Source organism: Orenia marismortui DSM 5156, assembly GCF_000379025.1.
Lineage (GTDB): Bacteria > Bacillota > Halanaerobiia > Halobacteroidales > Halobacteroidaceae > Orenia > Orenia marismortui.
On sequence record NZ_KB900618.1, the window covers coordinates 146503 to 172607 of the forward strand.

Sequence of the window (26105 nt, forward strand, 5' to 3'; positions counted from 1 at the left end):
TAATATATTTTATTTAGTAATACTTAAGTACATAACTATGAATAGATTTAGAAAAAATAGTAGCATAGAAAGTAATAACTATTATTTGATTTTAGATTTCAATCTTCTTTATTCATTTCTGATTATAGTTATTTTCTATAGTGCAATATTAATATTTAGATATCATTAGAGGGGGAAGTTGAAAATTGGCTATTGTAGAAGTTAGTGTGGTACCTATAGGTACAGAGGATACTAGTTTAAGTAAATATGTAGCTGGTTGTCACAAAATTTTAGCTAACGAAGATAATATAGATTATCAGTTAACTGCGATGGGGACTATTATTGAAGGGGAACTAGATGATATTTTAGAAATTATAAAGAAGATCCATAAGCTTCCTTTTGATAATGGGGCTAAAAGAGTCTACACTAATATTAAGATAGATGATAGACGAGATAAAAAAGCTAATATACAGCAAAAAATAAGATCAGTTAAAAGTAAATTATAGCTAGTTATTAACTACAAAAATATTTGTATTAATTTATAAATACTTTAAATATAACATGAAATAAAAACAAAATAATTACTAAGCATAGCATGAAATTTAAAAATAATCTTTTTGCCACAAATATTCGCTTCATTGTAAAATCAAATTGAACAAAATAAAAATAGCCATAGGGCACCAACCTGTAATATAATTAAATCACCACAAAATAACCAGTTACAGGAGGGTGCACACTATGACTTACTTAAATGATACACCAAAATCCCGAAAAAATAAACACCTAAATGCTTATGAACGTGGTCAAATTGCATTATTACATTCCGAAGGAATGAATCCAAATGCTATTGCAAAACGTTTAGGTAGAGCTTCTAATACCATTAGAAACGAACTAAAACGTGGTACAGTTTCTCAAATTAAAGCTAATAAAAAGATTATGGTCTATTACCCTGACACTGGTCAAAGAGTTTATGAATCTAATCGCAAGAATTGTGGTCCTAAATTTAAACTTTTGCAATGTGAAGAGTTCATTGATTATGTTATAGAACAGTTCTACGAAAAAGGACATTCTCTTGATGCTATATGTGGTGCAGCAAAACTTCATAATAAATTTCCAAAGCCAGAGATGGTATCTACTAAAACGCTTTATAACTACGTCAACGCTGGATTATTGACAATTAAAAACATTGATTTACCTTTGAAGCTTAAGCGTTCTTCAAAAAGAAAGCACACTAAAAATAATAAAAAGAAGCTTGGTACAAGTATAGATCAACGCCCTGAAAGTATTAATAATCGTAGTGAGTTTGGTCACTGGGAAATTGACACTATGATAGGCAAAAAGACTAAAAATGAATCAGTTTTACTTACTATGACAGAACGTATGACTCGTAAAGAAATTATTCGTAAAATCCCTGCCAAGACTGCTCAAGCAGTTCAAGATGCTATTTTAAAGCTCGTTAATGAAGCAGGAGATTGTTTTCCAAAAGTATTTAAAAGCTTCACTTGTGATAATGGCTCTGAGTTTGCTCAAATGTCATTTTTAGAGCAAATTAGTGATACTAAAGTATACTTTGCACATCCATATTCATCATGGGAAAGAGGAACTAATGAGCGTCATAATGGTCTTATAAGACGCTTTATCCCTAAAGGTAATAGTCTAAACCAATTCTCTATTGAATCTATTGCTAGAGTCCAAAACTGGTGCAATACTTTACCAAGAAAAATCTTAGATTACCTAACCCCTGATGAAATATTTGAAGATAAATTAAAACAAATTCTTTATGACTAAATAACCAAATTATTACAGTTTGAAAATGTTCAATTTATTATTGCAATTTAAGGCCACAAATATTCACAGATTAGAACCTTATTTTCTAATTTAAGGCTCCTATCTGTGTCCATTTGTGTTAATCTGTGGCTAATCATTTTGATTTTTTATTTCATTAATTGGGTTAACATTTGATCATTTATAAAGCTCCATGCTAATTAACTAATAACGGAGGAATAAAGATGAAAGAGATTTATCTAGATAATGCAGCAACAACTAAGCCTCATCCCAAGGCTGTAGAAGAGATGAAGATTGCTTTAACTACAGCTTATGCTAATCCATCTTCATTGCATGGAATGGGAATAAAAGCAGAGAAATTAATTAAAGAAGCGAGAAAGAGAATAGCCAATAAATTGGAGGTGAATCCTAAAGAAGTATACTTTACATCTGGAGGTACAGAATCTAATAATTTGGCTATTCAAGGTGTAGCAAATTCTCTAAAGAGATATGGCAATAGAGTAATTACTACCTCAATAGAACATCCTTCTGTATTAGAGGTCTTTAACAGATTAGAGGAAGATGGTTTTGAAGTTAAATATTTGAATGTTGATAATACTGGAAAGATAAAGACCGATGAATTAAAAAAATTCTTAAATGAAGATACTATCTTAGTTAGTATCATGGGAATTAATAATGAAATAGGTTCGATTCAATCCTTAGCTGAAATCGGTGAATTAATTGCTAATTATGATAATCTATATTTCCATGTAGATGGTGTACAAAGTTTTGGTAAAGCTGATATTTATCCTGAAAAGGTTGGGATAGATTTATACTCAATTAGTAGTCATAAGATTCATGGTCCTAAAGGAGTAGGGGCCTTGTATATTAGGAAGGGTACTAGATTAGATAACTTAATGGCAGGAAGTGGCCAAGAAGCTGGCATTAGACCTGGGACAGAGAATGTTCCTGGAATTGTAGGTTTTGGTAAAGCCGCTGAGTTAATTCCTACTAAAGAGGATAGAGATAAGATATACAAACTAAAAAAATTATTAGTAAATAGAATTTTAGATGAGATAGAGGGAACAATCTTGAATGGTCCAGATATTTATTCTGGAGCTTGTCATATAGCAAACATCTCTTTTGAGGGGGTTAAAGGGGAAGTTTTAGTCCATACTTTAGAAAGAGAAGGAATTTATGTATCAACAGGTGCAGCTTGCTCTTCACGCCAAGAAACCCCTAGTTATGTTTTAGAAGCAATTAATTTAAGAAAAGAGATTATTGAAGGAGCAATTAGATTTAGTCTTTCTTTAGAAATCACTGAGGAAGATATTAATTATGTAGTAGATAAGCTAAAAACTAGTGTAAAAATGTTGAGAAAAATCATGCAGAGGTGATAATAATGAAAAAATTATATTTAATTCGTTACGGTGAGATCGGTATTAAGGGAAAAAATAGATATCTATTTGAAAATAAATTAATCTCTAATATTATCAAAGCTCTTAAGAGTGAGGATCCAGAAGTAGATGTTTATAAAACTTATGGCAGAGTTTATGTAGAGACTAAGATTAAAGAAGATAAGGCTATTAAAAAATTAAAAAGAATCTTTGGAATTGTAGGTATTGCTCCAGCTCGTAAGGTAGATTTAGATGTAGATAAGATTAAAGATACCTGCCTAGAAATGGTACATAATGATCTACCTAAAGAAGGTACAACTACCTTCAAAATTAGTGCTAGAAGAAATAATAAGAGCTTTGAATTAGATAGTATGGAATTAAACAGAGAATTGGGAGCTCATGTGTTAATAAATACTGAAGATGGAAGATTAAAAGTTGATGTACATAATCCTGAAATTAATGTTAAGGTAGAAATCCGGGCTGATTTCGCTTATATTTATACTAAAGATATTGCTGGTTCTGGGGGGTTACCAGTAGGTGTAACAGGAAAATCAGGATTATTATTATCAGGTGGAATTGATAGTCCAGTTGCAGGTTGGATGATAGCTAAGCGTGGAGCAAAGATAGTCCCTATCTATTTTCATAGCTTTCCTTTTACAAGTGATCGAGCTAAAGAGAAGGTTATTGATTTAGCAGAAACCCTAGCAACTTATCAGGGTGAAACAAAATTACATGTAGTACATTTTACTGATATTCAAACTGAAATGAATGATAAATGCCCAGAAGAATTAACTACAATCATTATGAGAAGGATTATGATGAAAATTGCTGAAAGAATTACTTTAAATAATGGTGGTAAATCTTTAATCACAGGTGAGAGTATGGGGCAAGTTGCTAGTCAAACTATGGAATCTATGTATGTGACCAATATGGTACCAGAGATGCCGATATTTAGACCATTAATTGGACTAGATAAGGTGGAAATTATAGCTAGAGCAAAAGAGATAGGAACTTATGAAACATCTATTGAACCTTATGAAGATTGTTGTACTGTCTTTGTACCAAAAAGTCCTGAAACCAAGCCTACCCCTAAACAGATAGCTATAGGGGAAAAGAACTTAGAAATAGAAGATTTAATCCACAAAGCTATCGATGAAGTAGAGGTTATTAATATTAATCCATATGAATAATTCAATTTTGTATAGCTGTAACCTTATTGAATAGCTATGCTTAGAATAATTTTATATTGTTTAAATAAGGAGAACTTTAATAAAGATAAGGGGGAGTATTTATTGATACTCTTCTTTTATTTTTGTATTAGAAGCTTATATTATGTTCTTATATAGTTTAGATTATAGCAGGTTATAATATGCTAGCAGCTGTTAGCAGCTACAAGCTATTAGCACTATAATTTTTAGATAATAGCTAGTCACAATATATTGAATATAATTTAGATTAAATTTCCAATATCGGCTAATTTATGTTAAGATAATATTATAAATATATTCGGAGGGAAGACAAATGAACTATTGTGCTATTATTTCTGATGTAGTAGATTCTAGAAAATTAAAGAACCGTGCTAAAGCACAAAATAAAATTAAAACTGCAATCAAAGATATTAATCAGAAATATAAAGAAGAATTAGCAGCAAAATTTATGATTTATGCTGGTGACGAAGTTCAAGGTCTACTTAAAATACCTTCATTAAGTTATGAAATAATTACTCAGTTACAAGCTAGACTTAGGCCTATAAAATTAGCTGTTGGAGTAGGTATAGGAGGTATAGCTACTAGTATTCCATCCAATCCAGTCACTTGGGAATTAGATGGTGAGGCCTATCATCGAGCAAGATCTATGTTAAATAAAGCTAAAGAAAAAAGACCCAGTATCTGTTATTCCTTTTCATCAAATAGTAGCTATTCTAGTTATAATGAAGTTGAAAGTGATTTAATTAATTCTTTACTTTATTTTATAGAGTCTAATAGAGAATATAGGACTAAAAGACAGAAGGAGATAGTCCAACTATATAAAGAATACAAAAATCAAGAAAGAGTAGCAGATAAGCTAGGTGTTAGCCAAGTGTCTATTAGTAAAGTTCTAAATAAAGCTCTATATTATGAAGTAAATAAAGCAGAGAATAGTATAATAAATTATTTGAAGAATTTTGATAGTCGGAATATATAACCTATGAAGGTTATATTGAATTACATAACTTCCACAGGTTATTTGAGTAGAGATAACTTGTGGAAGTTATAATATAGAGTTGAGGTGATTTGATATGATCGAAAAAAAGCTTTTAATTGCATTATTTATATTGTCTCATCTACTATCTGATTTTATCTTTCAAACCGATGATATAGCTAATAAAAAGAGAGAAGATAGTAACTTCTTGATCAAACATATCTTTTGGGTATTTATTATTCCTTTTTTATTGACCGTACAATATATTTCTTGGAATCTAATTCTAATTGAAATTGTAATAACAGTTATGCATTTGATAATCGATTGGGCAAAAATAAGGTTAGAAAAGAAAAATATCGAGTTTTTAAATCAATATCGACTTTTTTTAATTGATCAATTACTTCATATTCTTATTATTATTCTTACAGTTGATTTTATATTAAAAGAAATATTTGTAAGGGAATGGGCACTTAAAATTAGTGGTTTTATTGGTGCAAAGTTTTCTTTACTTTCGCATCTATCTTTGACAGAGCAGGATTGGTATATCACTATTTTGATTATTTCTGCTTATATCTTTGTTTGGACTCCAGCCGCCTTAATGGTTGATAAGACTTTGATTAATTTTAAGGCTATTAAAAGCGAAGAAGAAGAAAATGAATTTGATTCAATTAAAAACTGTTCTTTAGATAGTCAACTAGAAGAAGATATAACCCCAGCAAATCCAGGGGAATTAATTGGAAAGTTAGAAAGAGTAATGTTACTTTCTTTGTTCTTAAGCAAGAGTTTTGGAGCTATCTCTATAATATTTGCTGCTAAATCGATAGCTAGGTTTAATAATTTTAAAAGTAAAGATTTTGTTGATTATTATATTGTAGGTACTTTCGTTAGTCTTTTAACTGCTATCTGTATTGGAATGATTATAAATTACATTATCTATCTAGAAGATTATACAGGGGATTTTTTATTTTATAATATTTTTTAGAATGTTTTATTTATAAGATATAAATAGGAAGAGTCTAATTTGAGAGATAATCTTGAATTAGACTCTTTTTTTATTATGTATAGAAGGATAAAGCGACAGTTTTTATTAGCTGCTAGCTACTGGCTTAGAGTTTATAAATAGCTAGAGGCTAGCGGCCAAAATGTCGCACTATGATAGTATAAAATAGAGACTACAAACAATCCTTTGTATATTTTAAATCTCCTTTACATAATTATTGATAAGATTAAAAAAGAAAAAAGGTGATAAAATTGTATTTTATCAAGATATTCATTCTTATTTTATTAATTTTGATCTTATTCATGACTAATACTTTAGCAGAAGAAAATAAAGATCTTTGTGACTGTAAACCACTTAGAAATTTATCATTACATAACCCCTTAATGGAAGGTGATGATATTTGGGAATTACAGCAACAATTAAAAGACTTAGGCTTTTATAAAGGTGAAATCAACTCAATTTATGATTGGCAGACTTATCTTGCAGTTAGGAATTTTCAATATACTAGCGGGTTAAAAGAGACTGGTATTGTTAAAGAAGAGTTGTGGGTTGAATTAGCTGAGGCACTAAACAAACGATCAACTATTACAGCTACTAATAAAAGATCTCAAACTCCTGAAGGAAAAGTATCCTTATTAATAAATGGATATAAGAGGCAGATGACAGTTCTTTCAGACAGAGAAGCTTATTATACCTTTCCTGTAGCTATCGGTAAAGCATCTACTAAATCACCAATTGGGGAATGGGCAATAATTGCCAAGGATAAAGACTGGGGTGGTGGATTTGGAGTAAGATGGATGAGATTAAATGTTCCTTGGGGAATTTATGGTATTCATGGTACTAATAAACCGGGGTCTATTGGCTCGGCAGCTAGCCATGGTTGTATTAGAATGTTTAATCGTGATGTCAAAGTGCTTTATGATTGGGTAGAGGTAGGGACTAGAGTAAAGATTATTGGAAGAAGGGATAAAATCGAAATAAATCATGATCTAAAACCTAGAAATGTAGGTGCAGATGTCCTATTATTTCAAGAAAAGCTAAGAGGCTATGGATTTAATCCAGGATATACAGATGGGAGGTTCGGTGGAGATACTAAAAAAGCTATGGAAGAATTTAAGTATATTTATGGTCTTAAAGATGATTTAGAAGGTGACAAAAATTCTTTTTATATCTTAAATATAAAATAGTAAAGGAGGTAATTAGTATTGGCTAATAAATCAATTTTTAATTGGAGATTGCTAGCGACGATTTTTTTACTTATATCACTAATTAGTGGTGGTGCTACCTATTACTTTAAAATATTCAAGCTAAGGGAAGGAAAAACTTTTACTATTGATCCAGATGTAGAAATAGATCATAATCAAGAATATCAGATAGTATATTGGGATTATCCACTTTTTATAGGTCAAAAAGATAGGTACGAAGAATTTTTAAAGAAAAGCATTAAAGAATTCAATACTTTATACCCTAACATTAAGGTTAGCTATAGATTATTATCATTTGTAGAAGGTGAAGATTTATTATATCAAAGTTTAGAAAGTGGGAAACCTCCTGATATTTATGATAATATTTATGGGAGTAGATTAATAAATGAGAAATTACAAATTCCTATTAATCTTTTTTGGGTTCCAAGCAGTAAAGAAAAGGAACAGAATATAGTAAAAAATGATGAAGAAAAATATGACAACTTAGCTTTAAAAGCTTTAACTTATAAGCAAAAAATTTGGGGACTCCCCAATTGCTTATTACCACAATTTTGGGTAGGAAATAAAAGAATTTTAAAAAAATCTAATTTAGATATCAATAAAATTGCTCGGCAAGGATGGACTTGGGAAGAATTTAAAGACTATAGTCTAAAGCTTAAAGAAAAAGATTATTCTATTATATTTAATCCCTATAATAGTGATTTGTTTTATCAATTACTTACTGCAAATAATAAGAACATAGTTTCTAATGAAGGGGAATTATTATTAAAGCAAAAAATCTTGACCAATATCTTTGAAAACTTAAATAAATTAAAAGAAAATAAGGTCTTTCCTCAAAGAGTAACTAAGATGAATAAGAGATTATTACCGGATTTTTGGCAAGGAAAAGCAGCTATAATAGCCCCAATTAATATGTGGTTATTAAATAACTTATATCAGAAAGATTCAAAAGTAAGCAGTGCAGAGATGATATTACTTCCTATACCAAATTCTAGCGACTACAAATCTTCTTTAAAAGTATCCTCTTTATTGCTTTTTAGACAGCAAGCTTATAAAGGCGATGATCATAGTAAAGCTGTTTATGAATTTGCTAAGTTTATTAACCAGGAAAAAAATCAAATTATCAGCCAAAGATTAAAGGTTTTACCTGCCTATCTTCCTTTACAAGAGAAATGGAAAAGGGAAGTAAAATTAAAAGAAGAGATTAAAGATCAGCTTATTCTTACTTCTAATTCTTCTAGAATCGCAAGTCTAACTAGCTCCAAAAATTTAATTTTGGAAAATAAAATTAAAGAGATAATTGATCAAAATTATAAAAACTTTTGGCTGAAAAATTTAACAGTAGATGAAGTTGTTCATAATATCTTAACTTCTTCTCAAAAACTTATTGATATTAATAAAAAACAATCACAAGAAAGGTGCATTGTATAATTAAATGCACGGATAGTTCAAAAAATAAAAAATGACACACATTAATACCTCATATATAATGTTAACTGACCAAAGCAAACATTGGAGGTATTAAATATGTGCCAAAATAATTATAACACAAAAAGTAGAAAAGGAAAACATTTAAAGTGGGAAGAGAGAAAGATAATAGAACATTTATATAATATACAAAACAAATCGAAGACAGCAATAGCAAGAGAGTTAGGGAGGCATAGGACGACAATAAGTCGAGAAATTGAAAGGGGAAAGCTTGTATTATTAAATTCAGATTACACTAAAAGAATAGAATACGATGCTGATATAGCTCAAAACTTATATGATAACAATGCGACTGCTAAAGGAGCTAAGATTAAAATAGGAAAAGATCATCAATTAGCTGAATTCATAGAAGAAAAAATAAAAGGAAATTATTCTCCAGAGGTAATTGCAGAGATGATTAAAGAGGATGATGGGTTTGAAATTAAAATACATTGGAAGACGATATATAATTATATAGATAAAGGCATTCTGTTTATAGATAGAGAAGATTTGGTTTATGGTAGATATAAAAAGACTAATAAATCTAAACAGAAAGAAAAAGAATCAACAAAAAGGAGAAAAGAGGGAAGAAAGATATCAGATAGGCCTAAGGAAGCTGATAAAAGGTCAGAAATAGGTCATTGGGAAATGGACTTAGTAGAGGGTAGGAAAGGTAAAGATGAGCCCTTTTTATTAGTTTTAACAGAGAGATATAGTCGCAAAGAAATAATAGAACTAATACCTAATAAGACTCAAGAATCTGTAATAAAAGGATTAGATCGCGTAGAAAGAAGAATAGGAGTTAGAAAATTTAGAGACTTATTTAAAACTATAACTACAGATAATGGTAAAGAATTCTATGATTATGAAGGGATAGAAACTTCCTTTACAGGAAGTGATATCTCAAGAACTAGTCAATATTATGCTGATGCTTATTGTTCTTGGCAAAGAGGTAGTAATGAGAATTTAAATAAAATGATTAGAAGGTTTTTACCAAAAGGAAGTAGCTTTAAGAATATTAGCAGAAATGAAGTTAAAAGAATTGAGCGATGGATAAATAATTATCCACGAAAAATGTTTGGGTTTAAGAATGCAAATTATATATTTGAAGAACAGTTAAAGGCAGCTTAAAATTTATGAGGTATTGAGTAAATAAAAAACCGTGCATTTTATATTGCAATTTATAACAATCACAAGAAAAATAATTAAAACTTGACAGGTTTACTTGGAATATGTTATTATAATAAAAAATCAAATAGTAAGTACTCTTATCAAGAGTGGTGGAGGGACTGGCCCGATGAAGCCCAGCAACCGGTAGTTTTATTACTATGGCGGTGCTAATTCCAGCAATACCAGGTATTGGGAGATAAGAAGAGCATAGATATTTAAAAAACTCTTCTGATCAGAAGAGTTTTTTATTTTAGGGGGTGACATTAATCGCTAAACACTTTTGTAATTGTCAAGATTTGAAATGTAAGCACCATCCTAGTAATCATTCCAAGGGATGTGACCCTTGTATTGCAAAGAATCTCCAGGCTAATGAAATCCCTGCCTGCTTTTTTAGAGTAGTTTCTGAAGATTTAAGTACTCTTGAAGCTTATCACTTTGGTGACTTTGCTAGATTTTACTTAGAGAATAAATAATTAAAAGTAAAAGATATTTGGAATCACGAATAGACACAAATTTTCAAAAAGTACGTATCAACAAAGAAGAATATTAATAAATTCTAAGTAAATTAGATGAATTTAGAAAGCTACTTTGAATTTTATTATTATATGATAATGATATTAGATGATGCATTAAATTAATATTTAAATTTATTTTGTATTAGTATCAATTCGTGGTAAAAAAGTTTTGTTTTTTAAATGTAGAAGAACTTAAATAATTATAAATTAGGAGGAATTAATAATGAGTAGTAGAGAAGGAAAATATGAATTTGAAACAGTTGCATTACATGGAGGCTATAGTCCAAAACAGGACAGTCAAAGTTCAAGGGCAGTACCAATCTATCAGAGTACATCTTTTGTATTTAATGATGCAGAACATGCAGCCAAATTATTTGCTTTAGAGGAAGCAGGAAATATCTATACTAGAATTGGTAATCCTACTCATGATGTATTTGAGAAGAGAGTAGCAGAATTAGAAGGAGCAGAAGCAGGGTTGGTTACCTCTTCAGGAATGTCTGCAATTCATTTAACAGCTATCACTCTAGCTGAAGGTGGTGGAGAAATAGTAGCTTCCAAATATTTATATGGAGGTACTTATCATTTATTTGCAGAAACTTTACCTAAATATGGTATTGAAACTAATTTTGTTGATCCACATGATTTTGATGCTTGGGAAGAAGCAATTAATGAAGATACTAAATTCTTATATTTAGAAAGCCCAGGAAATCCAACCTTAGATATAGTTGATATTGAGAAGGTAGCTAAGATAGCACATCAGCATGGCTTAAAATTGGTGGTTGATAATACTTTCTGTACCCCATATTTATCCCAACCGATTAAATTTGGCGCTGATATAGTAGTTCATTCAGCTACTAAATATATTGGAGGGCATGGAAGTTCAATTGGTGGAATTATCCTAGGACCTGCTGATTTTCTTTTAAAAGCAAGAACTGAAGGATATCGTGATATTGGTCCAGCAGCTAGTCCTTTTAATACTTGGTTATTTATTCAAGGATTAGAGAGTTTAGCACTAAGAATGGATAGGCATTCTGAAAATGCTTTAAAAGTAGCTCAGTGGTTAGAAGAACATCCACAGGTAGAATGGGTTAGATATCCTGGTTTAAAAAGTCATCCCCAACATGATCTTGCTAAAAAACAACAAAGAGCTTTTGGTGGAATGTTATGCTTTGGAATTAAAGGTGGTATCAAAGCAGGCAAAAAATTAATTAACAATGTAGAATTATGTTCATTATTAGCTAATGTAGGAGATGCTAGAACCTTAATTATTCATCCAGCATCTACAACTCATGAGCAGTTATCAGCTCAAGAACAATCAGAAGCAGGAATTACTGATAATTTAATTAGATTGTCTGTTGGTATTGAAAATATTGATGATATCATTGCCGATCTTGAACAAGCTTTTAATAAGGTTAATTCTTAATTTTAAAGGTGTTTGAATAGCGGATCAAATAAACTTATAAGTGATAAAACCTAGAGAATTTTCTCTAGGTTTTATATTTGTAGTATCAAAAATAGCAAAAATTTAAATTATAATAGTTAAGTGATTGTAGAAAATATCAGAGTATTACTTTAGAAGATAGAGTAGGAATTTAATCTTTTTTATTGAATTAAGATAATATCTCATATAACTTAATTTTTCTAATATATGATATACAGCTTTAGATAAGATGTAATATACTTCCTATTCCTATAAATAATTATATTACTTAAATAAAGGAGGATTTATTTTGAAACAGAGAGTTAAGAAATTATTGAGAACAGGATTTATCTTCATAGTATTAACACTAATTGGATTGATGTTTATCTCTATTATTAAAAATGAAACTCTAACCTTACAATGGATAAGTGATATACTCTTTTCTGAATTCCTAGTCTTACTTGCCTTATCGAGTTTTTTAATTATCAAGGAAGAGTTTTTATCTAAAATAAAAGAAGCTAATAATGATAAAGGTAATGATAGGAATAAAGACAATATTTCTAAACTAAATAGTGGTATTGAGTTACTGATTATTGCTTTGCCTATATTACTAAGTAGTATAATTATTGCATTCTTATAATTTTAGCTTCGATATTAGTATTATTTTATCTCCAGAAGTATCTATTACTGAGGTGAAGACCATGAAAAGAGATCTGATATTTTTACTTTTATTGTTTATGATAATAATTAATAGCCCAATAATTCTAGCTCAGAAAGTACTAGTTGTAGCCCCCCATCCTGATGATGAAGTTCTAGGGGTTGGAGGTAGTATTTATGAGCATTTAGCTTTAGAAGATCAAGTTAAAGTTATTATAATGACCAATGGAGATGGTTATTTACTTGCAGAGAAGCTATTTCATAGAAGCTTGTTTAGTAGCAGTGATGATTTAATTAAATTTGGTAATACTAGAAGAGAAGAAAGTATCAAAGCTTTAAAAGTTATGGGATTAGCTAAAACAGATATAGTCTTTCTTAATTTTCCAGATGGATATTTGAAAGATATTCTATTTCATACTATAAGGGATCCTTATTTTGTAGTAAAATTGAAAACCTCGCACTCACCATACTCAGGTTTTAAAGTTGATTATAGTCAACATGAATTAATATCAAGATTGGAAAGAATAATTAAGACTTATGATCCAGATCTTATTTATACACCCCATCTTGAGGATAGACATTCAGACCATTGGGTTACTTCTCTTGTAATAGATCTAATATTAAGCAAGAATAAATTAAATATTCCTCAATATCAGTATTTAGTTCATTGGCCTAATTACCCTCAAAAACTTAAATTGGATAAGAACTTACAATTAATAGAACCTTCTGAATTAAGGGATAAATACAATTGGGTTAGCAGATCTCTAACAGATAGAGTAATTACTTTAAAAGAATTAGCCCTAAATGAATTTAAGACTCAAAGGCTAATCTCCAGATTCTTAGATAGTTTTCTAAGAAAGAATGAAATTTTTGCAATTAACCCTACAAGATATATAGTTCAAAATCCTAACTTAAGACACTTTAAAGAGATAATATTAAAAGATATAAAAACACTTGAGAAAAAGAACTTAGAAAAAGCTAGAACTAAGATTAAAGAATTATCATTATATAATACAAAGGATAAATTATATGTAAAGATTAAAACTACTTCTCTAAGAAATAATAAGATAGTATTTTATCTATTAACTCCACAACAGAATAATTTAATCCATAAATTTTCTTATAATTCAAATAATAATCAGTGGGAGCAGTTGAATGATAATCTCTATCTTAAGATTAATAAAGAGCAGTTTAATTATAGAGAGAATATAATTGTTTCTGCTTTTTCATATGGCCAAAGAAAGATCTTAGATAGAACGGGATGGTATAATATAGAGTTATTGAACTAATATCCTCATAATAAAGGACTTAGATCAAAACTTAAGAAATAAATAGTATAATTCTAAACTCTCAGAAATATAAAAGATATTATTTTAGAAAGGAAGATCAGAATTGTATCCATTAAAATTTGCACCGCTTTATAAAGAAAAAATTTGGGGAGGAAGGCGTTTAGAAACAAAACTTAATAAAGAATTACCAGAAGGAAAGATAGGTGAGAGTTGGGAGATAGCTGCCCACGAAAAAGGAAGTAGTAAAATTATAAATGGAAGATTAGCAGGCAAGACATTAATTGAAGCTATTCAAGAAGAAAAGGAAAAAATTCTAGGCAATACTGCTAAAAACGAATACTATAATAAATTTCCTTTACTTATTAAAATCTTAGATGCTAATGATAAATTATCAGTTCAAGTTCATCCTGACGATAATTATGCTAATAAGCATGAAAATGGAGAATTAGGTAAGACAGAGATGTGGTATATTATTGATTCCCAAGAAGATGCTCAACTAGTATATGGAGTCAAAGCAGATATCGATAAAGAAGAATTTGCTAACTCTATTAAAGATGGTAGATTAGATGAGAATCTTATCAAAATTAAGGTTGAAAGAGGAGATGTCATATTTATTCCTTCAGGAACTGTACATACTATTGAAGGAGGAATCTTACTTGCTGAGATTCAACAGAACTCTGATACCACTTATCGGGTCTATGATTGGAATAGAGTAGGTAAAGATGGTAAGGAACGTGATTTACATATAGATAAAGCTTTGGATGTGATTTCTTTTGGAGAAGAAGCTAAGAAGAAGGTTCAAGGCTTAGAAATTAAAAAGGAAGGTTACGTAAGAAAGATCTTGGTAGCATGCCCTTATTTTATTACAGAAACACTAGATATAGAAGAAGTATATGTAGATAAAACTAATGGAAGCCGTTTTTATATATTAATGGCTTTAGAAGGAGTAGCTAAAATATCTTATAAAAGTGGATCTATAAACTTAAGTACAGGGGAAACAACTTTATTACCAGCAGCTTTGGGAAGATATAAGATTGAAGGTAACTGTAAATTGATTAGATCTTACATTAAAGAACCGATCAAATTAAAGGAAGAATTAGAGGCAGAAGGCTATAGTTTAGATGATATCGCTAAAATAGAAGGTCTATAAGGTCTAAGTAGTGCTTTTCAATAGTATTTTTAAGTTTGTATTATAAACTGACATATGTTATAATTGATTGGTGTTTAATAAAAACACAAGTGGTTATAGTATAAGTATAACAGAAGCAGAAAAAGTTTAACTTATCAAACTTTAACTTATATGTCATTATAGAGTCTTAGAAAGAAGTAAGAATGAAAATCCACTTGAAAAGGAGGGATAAAATGGCTCGTAAATCAAAAGTAGAAAAAGCTAATAGAGATCCAAAATTTTCTAGTCGTCAAGAACATCGTTGTAGACGTTGTGGACGTCCTCACGGTGTTATTCGTAAATTTGAATTATGTAGACTTTGTTTTAGAGAATTAGCACATGAAGGAAAATTACCAGGAGTTAAAAAGTCTAGCTGGTAAATTATAATAGACCTCCTAATCTTGGGAGGTCTTATTTGTTTAAGTAAAATATTGTCTTGGGAGGTAATTGGAAGAAGATGAGTAGTAGAGATAGTAAGAAACCTAGTTTAGCGTTAGCACTAGGGTTGATTATAATTAGTGTTATAATATTGAGTATAGGAATTCTAAAATTAGGGGTTTATCCTCATATCCCTTTATTGTTCTGTGCAACTATAGCTTCTTTAGCAGCTTTTAAGTTGAATTATAGTTGGCGTGATATACAGGATAGTATTATTAAAGGTATAAATATTGGGTTACCATCTATCTTGATCTTAATGACTGTAGGTACTGTAATTGGAACCTGGATTTTGAGTGGAACAGTACAAACTATGATTTATTATGGTTTACATTTATTATCCCCCAATATATTTTTAGTAGCGACAGTTTTAATTTGTGCTATTGTTTCTTTGGCTACTGGTAGTTCTTGGACAACTGTAGGAACTATAGGAGTTGCTTTAATAGGGATAGCTCAAGGGCTTAATATTCCTTTAGCAATAACTGCAGGAGCAATTGTCTCTGGTTCTTTTTTTGGTGATAAGATGTCACCTTTATCTGATACAACTAATCTAGCACCTGCTGTAGCAGGAAGTAAACTATTTGAACATATAAAACATATGTTTTACACTGTTACACCGAGTTTAATCTTATCATTAATACTATATGGAATTATCGGCTTTCAATATAGTGGATCAGAGTTAGATAGTAGTAAGATTGATTTAATTTTAAATAGCTTAGGCCAAGAATTTTATATTAGTCCTATATTGCTGATACCACCTGTTTTAGTTATTATTTTAGCTATGAAGAAGTTCCCTGCTTTACCTACTTTGATTGCAGCTTCCTTATTAGGAGGAATATTTGCTATGATTTTTCAAGGAGCTGGTCTGAAGGATGTAATCAATGCTATGCATCTTGGATATCAAAGTAGTACAGGAGTAGAATTCATTGACAAATTATTAACTCGAGGTGGGTTGAACAAAATGTTAGGTTCTGCCTCTTTAATTATAATTGCATTAGCCTTTGGAGGGATACTAGATAAGACTAAAGTTCTAAAAGTAATTTTAAATAAGCTTTCTACTGCTACTAAAAGTCAAGGTGGGCTTGTTTTGACTACAGTTTTAACTTGTTTAGGAGTTAATGTTTTGCTAGCAGATCAATATTTATCAATTGTATTACCAGGAAAGATGTACTCGACTGCTTATAAAAAATTAAAATTACATCCTAAAAACTTATCAAGGGTATTAGAGGATTCAGGAACTTTATTTAATGCTATAGTACCTTGGGGATTAAGCGGATCTTTTATTTATGCTACTTTAGGAGTTTCTGCTGTTGATTACTTTATCTTTTCATTCTTGTGCTTGATTACTCCAATTGTATCAATCATTTATGCTTTTGCCGATATTACTATGGAGAAAATAGAAGAATAGAGATCAAATTGAAGGGTGTCTTATAAGATACCCTTTTTATTTTGCGATTTTTTTGAAATCATCAATTACTATTCCATTAGTCCAAAGTAAAAAAGCAAAATAAAAGACACTACTAAATATAATTGCTAGAATCAAGCTAAGAGTATTATTAGCAGACATGTAATTAATAACTTTATAAAGTTGTGGTAAGATCATAACTACTAAAATTCCTGCTAAGATCGGTTTAATAAATAAATGATTGATAGGCAGATTTAACTTCACTTGTTTAGAAATAGATCTGAAGTTTAGTAAGGTCATGATAATATATCTGATTGCAATTGAACAAGGAATAATCTCAAAAGCCAAACTATGAGGTAAATAAATTACTGAATATATCAATAATAACTCTGCCATTAAGGAAATAATAGAGTTTCTAACTACTAGATTAGGTGCTCCTAAGCCTTGCAGTATACCACCAGAAATTTGAGATAAATATAAACAGATTGCTGGAAGTGCTAATATTCTTAAAATATCTCCAGCTTGAGGATAATTAAATAATAGATTACAAATTTCTTCAGGTACTATAAACAGAATAATATTTGCTAAAAAACCAAAGTAAAAAGTCAATCTAATGGCTTCTTGGGACCGTTTTCTAATAGCATTATTGTTATTTTGAGCTACAGATTCTGAAATTGCTGGAATTAAATTTGAGTTAAGAGCAATTGTGATAATAGTAGGTAAGTAAATTAGTTGTAATACCATCCCTGATAATTGACCATATAAGGAAGTTGCTTGGGATATGCTATAACCAACCTCTTGTAATTTGCCTGGTATAGTTATTGCCTCAACTGTATACATTAAAGAAGCAACTATTCTACCAATAGTAATAGGAATGCCAAACTTAATTAACTTTTTAAGGATACTAAAGGTGGAATCAGATGTAGTACTATCTTTAAAGCTTCGTAACTGTGGTAAATAATAAACAAAAATAACTGACAAAGTTAAAAAACCTACTAATTCACCAGCTGATGTACCAATAGCTGGAGCCAATGTTTGATAGTTTAATGAAGCCTCTATTAATTTAGCAAGTAATAATAATGTTATTATCATTCTTGCTACTTGTTCAAAGATTTGAGAGATAGCCGTAGGAGTCATAATTCTTAAACCCTGAAAGAATCCTCGAAATATAGAAGATAAACTAACAAATAATAGAGCTGGTGTGATAGATAATAAAATATAGTAGGTTCTATTATCATTTAATAGTTTTTGAGCAATAAAATCAGCCTTAACAGCAAATAAAGCTACTATAATTAAAGTACTTAAAATTACTATTAACATAGAGATTTTAAAGATTTTTAAAGCATTGCGATATCTTTCTTTAGCAACTTCTTCTGATACAAACTTAGAGACTGCTACTGGCAAGCCCATAGTAGTTATAATAGAAAAGGTAATAAAAATAGGAAATACCATCTGAAATAAACCTAGACCTTCATCACCAATTATTCTAACTAATATAATTCTTAAAATAAAGCCAAGCACTCTATTAAAAAGGCCCGCTAACATTAAGATAAAGGCACCTTTTATTAATGATTGATGTTTGATCTTAATCACTCCTTTCAGCCATTAATATAGTTTATTAAGGATGTGATTGTATTTATTACTGAATAAAGAATTATAATAAATTTGCATATTAAAAAGAAAGAAGATAGACTATTTATATAGAAGGGGGCATTTTATGAAAAATAGAATAGTAATTATAACATTAATTTTAGTACTAAGTTCTACTTTTGTGGCATCTAACTCTTGGGCTAAAGAAGATTCATCCTTCGAAAATAAAATTAAAGCCGATTCACCTTTTTATTTTTTGCTTCATTGTAAAATCAAATTGAACAAAATAAAAATAGCCATAGGGCACCAAACTGTAATATAATTAAATCACCACAAAGTAACCAATTACAGGAGGGTGCACACTATGACTTACTTAAATGATACACCAAAATCCCGAAAAAATAAACACTTAAATGCTTATGAACGTGGTCAAATTGCATTATTACATTCCGAAGGAATGAATCCAAATGCTATTGCAAAACGTTTAGGTAGAGCTTCTAATACGATTAGAAACGAGCTAAAACGTGGTACAGTTTCTCAAATTAAAGCTAATAAAAAGGTTATGGCTTATTATCCTGACACTGGTCAAAGAGTTTATGAATCTAATCGCAAAAATTGTGGTCCTAAGTTTAAGCTTTTACAATGTGAATACTTTATTGACTATGTTGTGGAACAATTCTACCAAAAAGGACATTCTCTTGATGCTATATGTGGTGCAGCAAAACTTCATAATAAATTTTCAAAGTCAGAAATGGTGTCTACTAAGACGCTGTATAACTATGTTAACGCTGGATTATTGACAATCAAAAACATTGATTTACCCTTAAAGCTTAAACGCTCTTCAAAAACAAATCGTACTAAAAATAATAAAAAGAAGCTTGGTACAAGTATAGATCAACGCCCTGAAAGTATTAATAATCGTAGTGAGTTTGGTCACTGGGAAATTGACACTATGATAGGCAAAAAGACTAAAAATGAATCAGTTTTACTTACTATGACAGAACGTATGACTCGTAAAGAAATTATTCGTAAAATCCCTGCCAAGACTGCTCAAGCAGTTCAAGATGCTATTTTAAAGCTCGTTAATGAAGCAGGAGATTGTTTTCCAAAAGTATTTAAAAGCTTCACTTGTGATAATGGCTCTGAGTTTGCTCAAATGTCATTTTTAGAGCAAATTAGTGATACTAAAGTATACTTTGCACATCCATATTCATCATGGGAAAGAGGAACTAATGAGCGTCATAATGGTCTTATAAGACGCTTTATCCCTAAAGGTAATAGTCTAAACCAATTCTCTATTGAATCTATTGCTAGAGTCCAAAACTGGTGCAATACTTTACCAAGAAAAATCTTAGATTACCTAACCCCTGATGAAATATTTGAAGATAAATTAAAACAAATTCTTTATGACTAAATAACCAAATTATTACAGTTTGAAAATGTTCAATTTATTATTGCAATTTAAGAAAATAATATAAAGCAAATTTTTGATAAATAAAATTAATTACAGGCCATCTGATTGAAGATGGTCTTTATTATTATAAGTAACAAAAACAAATCACTACAAATATATTGGAGTATATGGACTTTTGAGGGGGAGGAGGTATGAAAGAAAAGGAGATAGAACATTTGATTAAAGTAGCCAAAAATCTAAAGGCTAAACGTGATAAAGATCAAATAACAGCTTTTGAAGAGGCAGAACTAAAAGAAATCTATAAGCTACTGTTGGTGGGGGAAAATATAATAGAAGATAAATAAAGACGGAGTTTATTACTCCGTCTATTAATTACTTATTGCTTTGGCTTAAAGGTTACACATTGTGTTGTATGGGAATTATCAGCAGGAGCAGACTTTCCTAACTTGCCTGCTTCCATATCTTTCATATTGGTACCAAACTCAATATTACTTACTTGAATTTTGTTCGCAACACATATATCTCCCTCACCATAATAATGGCAATTTGAAACATTACAAGCAACTTGAATACATTTTTGTTGTGCCATAAATTCACCTCCTGCTATTATCATTAACTATTATATTTTTTTTATACTATAGTGTATTTAGCAACAATATAAAGGGGAATATAAATTATAGATGTCCAACCATAAAGTGAAATAAAAATAAAATCAAAAGATAGTTAACCACAGATAAAATATAAATTCAAGAAATAATAAGAAACTAAACATCTGAAGAGAATCATAAAAATTAAAATTTCACGAAGGGTTATGTTAGGCTATGCAAGGTCGAATTATCTTTTCAAATTCGTAGGTCAAACCCAAAGAGATAGTTTTTATCGATTGAGTAATTAGTCTTGAAGTAGATGATTATAAATATACACGAATAAGAGTAGTAAAAATATAGACTATGAAAAAATCTTGATTATTTATTAGTGATAATTCGTGTAGATTAGTGGTAAAAATAAGGTTTTAAATTTGATTTTAGAATTGTTTATCTATATATAAAATGGGGTGTTATAATGAGTTTTGATATAAATTCAAAAAATAATTATGATGAAATAATGGATCAGCAATTTAACTTATTACAAGATATGATAAATCTTTCTGACTATGTTATTTATCAAGAATATGAAGATTTAGAGCTATTAGAAACGGGGATGGATCTTTTAAAGAAGATGATAAAGGTAAATAAACTTAACTATCATTTAGTAGATAACTTTGCAGAAGAAAGAGAAGTTAAGTTTATCAAAGAACAATATCATTCCTATAGCTTAGATCCTTTAGATAAAATAGGGGAGGAGATAAGGAATCTACAGATTATATTAGAAGATATAAGTGAAGTATATAATAATTTTGATAGTATTGATGAAGATTTAAAGATAGAAGCAATGAATACAATTGAGACAATTGCTACTTATAATCTCAGAGACTATGAAAATACTATTAAGAATACATTTAAAGGTAGTTTATAGCTCAGGTAGCTGATCTACTGCATTCTTACGTTGTTCTTTATCTGTATGGGTATAAATTTGGGTTGTAGAAAGATTACTATGGCCCAACAGTTCTTGTAGTACTCTTAAGTCTTTAGTTTCTTTATATAATATACTAGCAAAGGTATGGCGCAATTTATGAGGAGTTACCTTTTCAGCATTACGAACACCAGCTCTTTTAGCATATTTTTTGACCATTGTTTGAACAGTTCTAACACTGATTCTATTACCACGGTTTGATAGAAAGAGGGCTTTTTTAGCATCGTGATTACTTGTTTTTATCTTATTTCTATCAGGTAAGTAATTTTTAATTGCCGATATAACTTCCTGATGCAAAGGCACATAACGTTCTTTATTTCCTTTTCCGTAGAACTTAATAGAGCTATCTGCATAATCTAATTCATCAACGTTTAAATTCACAAGTTCTGAAATTCTTAGACCACAATATAAAAACATCTTATTGATAGCTAAATCTCGACTTTGATTTTTAGAATTATAGTTTTTGATCGCATTTAAGTAATTTCTGATATCGTCAGCATTTAAATAAATTGGCTCAGATCTTAAATTTGTTTTAGTAGATTCAATAGATAAAGTAGGGTTGTTATTTATAAAGTTACGCTTTACTAAGAAATTGAAGAAAGACCTCAAGCTATATAACTTACGATTTCTAGTTGCAGCTGAGTTATCATTAATTAAGATAATATCGCTTAGAAATTCAGAGAGATGAAATTGGTTAATTTCTTCGATCTCTAAACTTTCGATCTCATAGTCAAATTCTTTATTTAGATATCTAGCAAAAAGATCTAGATCTTGATTATATTCTTTAATAGTCAATTCAGAATAACCTCGTTCGGCTAAGAGATATTTCAAAAAACTTTTTACAGCTTGTTTATACTTTAAATTTTTAATCAAAACAAAAGACCTCCTTAATTAGACTCAAAAATTAGACTCAAAAACAACGGTTAATTATTATTTATCTATTTAAATTATAATATCCAGAATAAAATATTGCAAATATAGGTATAATATTATTTAAATTCGGGAATAATATTATTTTAACCTCATTATTGCGCAAAATACATATTTTGCGCAATAATATAAAACAATAATACCTTTATAATAATCCCCTCCTTATACACTTTTCTCTTTACACCTAGCAATATAGACCTCTGATCTTCAAAAAAGATTCTAAACTTGTTCAAAAGCTTTTATTTTGTAATTTTATTCTTATTTTCTCCATCGAGCTGTTAATTTACTATGAACTAATGATAATTTAGGATTCTTCTTAGTTTTATCTGTATTTTTCATAATAATCCTCAATAAAAAGCAGAATTTAACACACTAAAGTCCATCGCCCCAAATCGCAAAGTCTTAATATTTGCTTGTATATTTTATCGACTTTCTATTCTGTTTTTCATTGAATTTAAGGTCTAAAATTATCATTTTGCTTTAACTTAAATTCAATTTAAAAGTTCAACAACAAATTCAAATATAATCTTTTTCTATATTTAACGTTCTAAACAGAAAAATAGTTATAAAAAAACATCTACTATACAAGCAGATGTTTTTTTAGGATAATAATATTTTGTTTTTATTCTTCATCATATACTACGTCATCTATTCCTATGGCATTAAAATCTATATTAGTATCAATACATTCCATACAATTATTACAATTTTTGCTTCTATCTAAATCACAGATCAAGCATTCTCCGCAGTTATTGCAAGTTTTATTTTCTAATAAACACTCTTTAATTGGCATATTAATTTTTACCTCCTGTTTTTTGCTTTTATGCTTTCTGTCCCTTAGTTTAACATAGAAATTCTTAAAAATAAAGCTATTTTATTTACTAAGTATAAAACTTAATAGATATAAAAAGACACTTTTAGGTGCTAGGCGATAGGTCATAGGAGTTAGTAAGATCTTTCTATGTCCTAGCTCCTAAAGCCTAACTCCGAAACTGTCGCTTTATCTATCATTCCACAGTTCTTTAATAGTTACACTTATTAACTTTATATTTGCTGGGGCTTTAATTTTAAAGCATCCGTTGGACACTTTTTTAAGCAATGACCTTCCCCTAAACATCTTTCTGCTGCAATTATTTTAACTTTATAACCGTGAGAGGTATTTACCATCCTTAAAACATCTGCTCCACATGCTTTAACACAATTGGAACATCCTATACATTTTTCATAATCAATTTGGTCAATGTATTTTAATAGATATTCTTCACCGTTCCTTCTTTTAGCAATAGAATATTCATCCAATCTCCTCACCTACTCTTTAAATAATTAAGCCACTCTTTTTATTCTATTATTCAAGCAATAAAATGGTGAAGAATACTTTGTTCTCCAGCAAAAAATTATAAATATACATCCCTTTGTATCAAACCCCCGATAATAGCGAGAGATTATTAATTGCATTGTATAAATATTAGATATAATAACTTTGAAATAATAAAAACCTAACTAAAAGTTAGGTTTTTATTACTCTTTTATTCTATTTAATTATTAATGATCATTAACATCTTTCCTTTAGAAATTTCAACCTTAGCTACTTTTGATTTAATTATATTGCTTAAGCCTAAAGTATCACCTCGTGTAAATACTGCATCCACTAGTTTATATTTAAAGCCAGTTAAATATACTCCTTTAACCTCTCTAGTCAAGGGCAAAAAAGATACTGTTTTATTTGTTTTATTAACTATCTGCTTTTCATCAGTTATTAGTTCTACAGTCTCATACTGGCTTATTAACTTAATATTAAAATCATCAGCATTAAAATGTTCTAATAAGTATAAGTTTGCTAAAGTATGATCTAAACGGCCACCTAAAGCAGCAAAGATAATTATCTCATCATAGCTCTCTCCTATTAACTTCTCTAAGACTAACTGTGTATCGGTCTTATCTTTATTAGCGGGATACTTAGAAAACTCGACACCTTTTTTTTGATAATAATTAAAAACTTCAGCTGGAATAGAATCTAAATCTCCTAAAATTAAATCAGGTATCAATCCTAACTTATAAGTATGTTTTGCCCCTCCATCTGCGCAAATGATCTTATCATTATCCCTTATATAGTTTAGATAAAAATCTTTTTCACCTCGTAGCTCACCATTAATAAATAAAACAACCTTCTTCATTATTTAGCTTCCCTATTATTTACTTCGTTTAATGAGGTATTGGCTAAGCCTTTGTCTAATAAGATCATAGCTACAATAGTAATTATAATTTGAGGAATCATATAAGTTGCATTATATCCTAAAGAATAAACCCAAACATCTACACCTTCAGGAGCATACTTTCCAAAAAAGACTACACCTGAAATTACATGAGCTAGAAATCTAAAGCTCCCTCCTAATAATGTAGCCATAACTATTAGAATAGACTTAATCTTGAAATTTGCTTCATCAAAAAGTTTAGATACTAAGCCAGAAAAACCTAAAAGTCCAAAAGCTAGAGGATAATCAATAAATGCTTGGCTAGGATAATATATTTTAGCACCTAATAGCAATTGTAAAACCCCATATGTAGCACCTAAAAAGAACCCTTTCTTCCATCCCCAACGCAAAGAAATAAAGATGATTGGAAGCATCTCCAAAGTCAAAGAACCTCCTTGAGGCATCTCATAAAGCTTTAAAAAGCTCAAAATTGTAGCTAAAGCTAGTGCAACTCCTAATTCAGTTAATTCTTGAATTTTATTATTCTGCAAAATTATCATCCTTTCTAAAATAATTAATTATATAATAAAAACCACTTCCATTTACAAAGAAGTGGTTTTTAGCTAATTTAAAATAACCACTTCCCTACGCTGGTATTATCCAGATCAGGTTATAGAGTTAGAGTAACAACTCTTCTCAGTCTTTTCAGACACCCCTAGTGTGCTTTTTATTATATTGAATTTTAATATAATTATAACAAAATATAACTTGAGCTGCAATAACTTAAGAGAAAGTTCAAAGCTAAAAGGATTATTATTTATATTGAAAAGTATCTATAATATGTTACAATAATATTAAAGCAAGTTAATGAAGAAGAGGCTTATTAGATTAAGACTCTAAATAATAGAGATTACTTAAAATTGATCTAAATAATTTATAAAGGAGGAAATTTAATGAACACAGAATTAATTATTGGTACTTCTTTTATACTTATAGTTTTAACACAGGCTATTATTCTTTTAAAAAATTTAAATTATTCAGATGAAAGAGAAAAGAAAGAGTTAATAAATCACTTTTTTAGATTTATTTCTAATAGCCTAATATATGTTTCAGCATTACTGATATTTGTTGCTTATTCTAACAAAGCAGAAGCTCTAGCAAATATTATAACGCTTCAAGATCTACAGAGTTTTAGCTTAGGAAAGGTCGCAATTTTAATAACTTTATTTATTGATCTATTTATTATTCTAGCTGTTATATTTAATTTGATTAATAAGCTAAATAACAGAAAAGCAAAGGAAAACTCTGCTTCTCAATTAATTGATCAAGAAAAAGCTAAAAAGATAACATAGAAA

28 protein-coding genes and 2 riboswitches are annotated in these 26105 nt (G+C 29.5%); of the genes, 21 read left to right on the forward strand and 7 right to left on the reverse strand.

Annotation, left to right across the window (positions count from 1 at the left end; all coding sequences use genetic code 11):
• Positions 1 to 185: 185 nt before the first annotated feature.
• The 16 genes from OREMA_RS0106715 (at position 186) to nhaC (ending at position 17055) form a co-directional block, all read left to right on the forward strand.
• Positions 186 to 485 carry an MTH1187 family thiamine-binding protein gene (locus tag OREMA_RS0106715; protein ID WP_018248504.1) on the forward strand — a complete coding sequence of 100 codons (300 nt, stop codon included), beginning with the start codon at positions 186 to 188 and terminating at the stop codon, positions 483 to 485.
• 232 nt (positions 486 to 717) lie between these two features.
• Positions 718 to 1767, forward strand: a complete 1050-nt coding sequence (locus tag OREMA_RS0106720) for an IS30 family transposase (protein ID WP_018248379.1) — start codon at positions 718 to 720, stop codon at positions 1765 to 1767.
• Between the two features lie 221 nt (positions 1768 to 1988).
• The gene (locus OREMA_RS0106725) at positions 1989 to 3140 is read left to right on the forward strand and encodes a cysteine desulfurase family protein (RefSeq protein WP_018248505.1); all 1152 of its coding nucleotides are present in this window, start codon (positions 1989 to 1991) and stop codon (positions 3138 to 3140) included.
• 5 nt (positions 3141 to 3145) lie between these two features.
• Positions 3146 to 4330 carry a tRNA uracil 4-sulfurtransferase ThiI gene (gene thiI / locus OREMA_RS0106730; protein WP_018248506.1) on the forward strand — a complete coding sequence of 395 codons (1185 nt, stop codon included), beginning with the start codon at positions 3146 to 3148 and terminating at the stop codon, positions 4328 to 4330.
• Between the two features lie 331 nt (positions 4331 to 4661).
• Entirely contained in the window at positions 4662 to 5324 is a 663-nt protein-coding gene (locus OREMA_RS0106735; RefSeq protein WP_018248507.1) for a SatD family protein, read from the forward strand.
• A 94-nt stretch (positions 5325 to 5418) separates the two neighbouring features.
• On the forward strand, positions 5419 to 6303 hold the full coding sequence (locus OREMA_RS0106740) for a DUF3307 domain-containing protein (RefSeq protein WP_018248508.1): 885 nt from the start codon (positions 5419 to 5421) through the stop codon (positions 6301 to 6303).
• A gap of 260 nt (positions 6304 to 6563) precedes the next feature.
• Complete coding sequence (locus OREMA_RS0106750; RefSeq protein ID WP_026188934.1) at positions 6564 to 7508, forward strand: L,D-transpeptidase family protein; 945 nt, start codon at positions 6564 to 6566, stop codon at positions 7506 to 7508.
• 18 nt (positions 7509 to 7526) lie between these two features.
• Positions 7527 to 8957 carry an ABC transporter substrate-binding protein gene (locus OREMA_RS0106755; protein ID WP_018248511.1) on the forward strand — a complete coding sequence of 477 codons (1431 nt, stop codon included), beginning with the start codon at positions 7527 to 7529 and terminating at the stop codon, positions 8955 to 8957.
• Between the two features lie 96 nt (positions 8958 to 9053).
• A complete protein-coding gene (locus tag OREMA_RS0106760) occupies positions 9054 to 10124 on the forward strand; it encodes an IS30 family transposase (RefSeq protein WP_018247563.1) in 1071 nt (356 codons plus the stop codon).
• A 134-nt stretch (positions 10125 to 10258) separates the two neighbouring features.
• A riboswitch (SAM riboswitch) is annotated at positions 10259 to 10366 on the forward strand.
• Positions 10367 to 10420: 54 nt separating this feature from the next.
• Complete coding sequence (locus tag OREMA_RS19420; protein ID WP_407667763.1) at positions 10421 to 10636, forward strand: DUF6485 family protein; 216 nt, start codon at positions 10421 to 10423, stop codon at positions 10634 to 10636.
• Positions 10637 to 10901: 265 nt separating this feature from the next.
• Positions 10902 to 12101, forward strand: coding sequence for an O-acetylhomoserine aminocarboxypropyltransferase/cysteine synthase family protein (locus tag OREMA_RS0106765; protein WP_018248512.1), 1200 nt, complete (start codon positions 10902 to 10904; stop codon positions 12099 to 12101).
• A gap of 307 nt (positions 12102 to 12408) precedes the next feature.
• Positions 12409 to 12738 (forward strand): hypothetical protein, encoded by a 330-nt coding sequence (locus tag OREMA_RS0106770; protein WP_018248513.1) that lies wholly within the window; start codon positions 12409 to 12411, stop codon positions 12736 to 12738.
• Between the two features lie 61 nt (positions 12739 to 12799).
• Positions 12800 to 14044: a PIG-L deacetylase family protein gene (locus OREMA_RS0106775; RefSeq protein ID WP_157280034.1), complete on the forward strand. Its 1245-nt coding sequence runs from the start codon at positions 12800 to 12802 to the stop codon at positions 14042 to 14044.
• Between the two features lie 103 nt (positions 14045 to 14147).
• Positions 14148 to 15194: a type I phosphomannose isomerase catalytic subunit gene (locus OREMA_RS0106780; RefSeq protein ID WP_018248515.1), complete on the forward strand. Its 1047-nt coding sequence runs from the start codon at positions 14148 to 14150 to the stop codon at positions 15192 to 15194.
• Positions 15195 to 15406: 212 nt separating this feature from the next.
• Positions 15407 to 15592 (forward strand): type Z 30S ribosomal protein S14, encoded by a 186-nt coding sequence (locus tag OREMA_RS0106785; protein WP_018248516.1) that lies wholly within the window; start codon positions 15407 to 15409, stop codon positions 15590 to 15592.
• A 77-nt stretch (positions 15593 to 15669) separates the two neighbouring features.
• On the forward strand, positions 15670 to 17055 hold the full coding sequence (gene nhaC / locus OREMA_RS0106790; protein ID WP_018248517.1) for a Na+/H+ antiporter NhaC: 1386 nt from the start codon (positions 15670 to 15672) through the stop codon (positions 17053 to 17055).
• A gap of 36 nt (positions 17056 to 17091) precedes the next feature.
• Here the strand turns inward: nhaC and spoVB are convergent, their stop codons facing one another.
• Positions 17092 to 18645 carry a stage V sporulation protein B gene (spoVB, locus tag OREMA_RS0106795; protein WP_244871492.1) on the reverse strand — a complete coding sequence of 518 codons (1554 nt, stop codon included), beginning with the start codon at positions 18643 to 18645 and terminating at the stop codon, positions 17092 to 17094.
• A 124-nt stretch (positions 18646 to 18769) separates the two neighbouring features.
• Here spoVB and OREMA_RS0106800 point away from each other — a divergent pair, with 124 nt between their 5' ends.
• The 3 genes from OREMA_RS0106800 to OREMA_RS19030 all read left to right on the forward strand — a co-directional run bounded on the left by OREMA_RS0106800 (position 18770) and on the right by OREMA_RS19030 (position 20400).
• Positions 18770 to 18964, forward strand: coding sequence for a hypothetical protein (locus OREMA_RS0106800; protein WP_018248519.1), 195 nt, complete (start codon positions 18770 to 18772; stop codon positions 18962 to 18964).
• 42 nt (positions 18965 to 19006) lie between these two features.
• A complete protein-coding gene (locus tag OREMA_RS0106805) occupies positions 19007 to 20056 on the forward strand; it encodes an IS30 family transposase (protein ID WP_018248520.1) in 1050 nt (349 codons plus the stop codon).
• A gap of 191 nt (positions 20057 to 20247) precedes the next feature.
• Entirely contained in the window at positions 20248 to 20400 is a 153-nt protein-coding gene (locus OREMA_RS19030) for a hypothetical protein (RefSeq protein WP_018248521.1), read from the forward strand.
• A gap of 32 nt (positions 20401 to 20432) precedes the next feature.
• Here OREMA_RS19030 and OREMA_RS0106815 read toward each other — a convergent pair whose 3' ends face one another.
• Entirely contained in the window at positions 20433 to 20645 is a 213-nt protein-coding gene (locus OREMA_RS0106815) for a DUF1540 domain-containing protein (protein WP_018248522.1), read from the reverse strand.
• Positions 20646 to 21118: 473 nt separating this feature from the next.
• Here OREMA_RS0106815 and OREMA_RS0106820 point away from each other — a divergent pair, with 473 nt between their 5' ends.
• A complete protein-coding gene (locus OREMA_RS0106820; protein ID WP_018248523.1) occupies positions 21119 to 21571 on the forward strand; it encodes a hypothetical protein in 453 nt (150 codons plus the stop codon).
• Here the strand turns inward: OREMA_RS0106820 and OREMA_RS0106825 are convergent.
• The 5 genes from OREMA_RS0106825 to thiT all read right to left on the reverse strand — a co-directional run bounded on the left by OREMA_RS0106825 (position 21566) and on the right by thiT (position 25301).
• Positions 21566 to 22501, reverse strand: a complete 936-nt coding sequence (locus tag OREMA_RS0106825; protein WP_018248524.1) for a tyrosine recombinase XerC — start codon at positions 22499 to 22501, stop codon at positions 21566 to 21568. The two genes, OREMA_RS0106820 and OREMA_RS0106825, sit on opposite strands and share 6 nt — an antisense overlap.
• Before the next feature lie 679 nt (positions 22502 to 23180).
• Positions 23181 to 23351 carry a hypothetical protein gene (locus tag OREMA_RS19035; protein ID WP_018248525.1) on the reverse strand — a complete coding sequence of 57 codons (171 nt, stop codon included), beginning with the start codon at positions 23349 to 23351 and terminating at the stop codon, positions 23181 to 23183.
• Between the two features lie 251 nt (positions 23352 to 23602).
• A complete protein-coding gene (locus OREMA_RS0106835; protein ID WP_018248526.1) occupies positions 23603 to 23857 on the reverse strand; it encodes a 4Fe-4S dicluster domain-containing protein in 255 nt (84 codons plus the stop codon).
• A gap of 236 nt (positions 23858 to 24093) precedes the next feature.
• Positions 24094 to 24732 carry a thiamine diphosphokinase gene (locus tag OREMA_RS0106840; RefSeq protein WP_018248527.1) on the reverse strand — a complete coding sequence of 213 codons (639 nt, stop codon included), beginning with the start codon at positions 24730 to 24732 and terminating at the stop codon, positions 24094 to 24096.
• Positions 24732 to 25301, reverse strand: coding sequence for an energy-coupled thiamine transporter ThiT (gene thiT / locus OREMA_RS0106845; RefSeq protein ID WP_018248528.1), 570 nt, complete (start codon positions 25299 to 25301; stop codon positions 24732 to 24734). The genes OREMA_RS0106840 and thiT overlap by 1 nt, the downstream gene beginning before the upstream one ends.
• Before the next feature lie 74 nt (positions 25302 to 25375).
• Positions 25376 to 25477: riboswitch (TPP riboswitch) on the reverse strand.
• Positions 25478 to 25703: 226 nt separating this feature from the next.
• Between thiT and OREMA_RS0106850 the strand changes: the two genes are divergently transcribed.
• On the forward strand, positions 25704 to 26102 hold the full coding sequence (locus OREMA_RS0106850) for a hypothetical protein (protein ID WP_018248529.1): 399 nt from the start codon (positions 25704 to 25706) through the stop codon (positions 26100 to 26102).
• Positions 26103 to 26105: the final 3 nt, after the last annotated feature.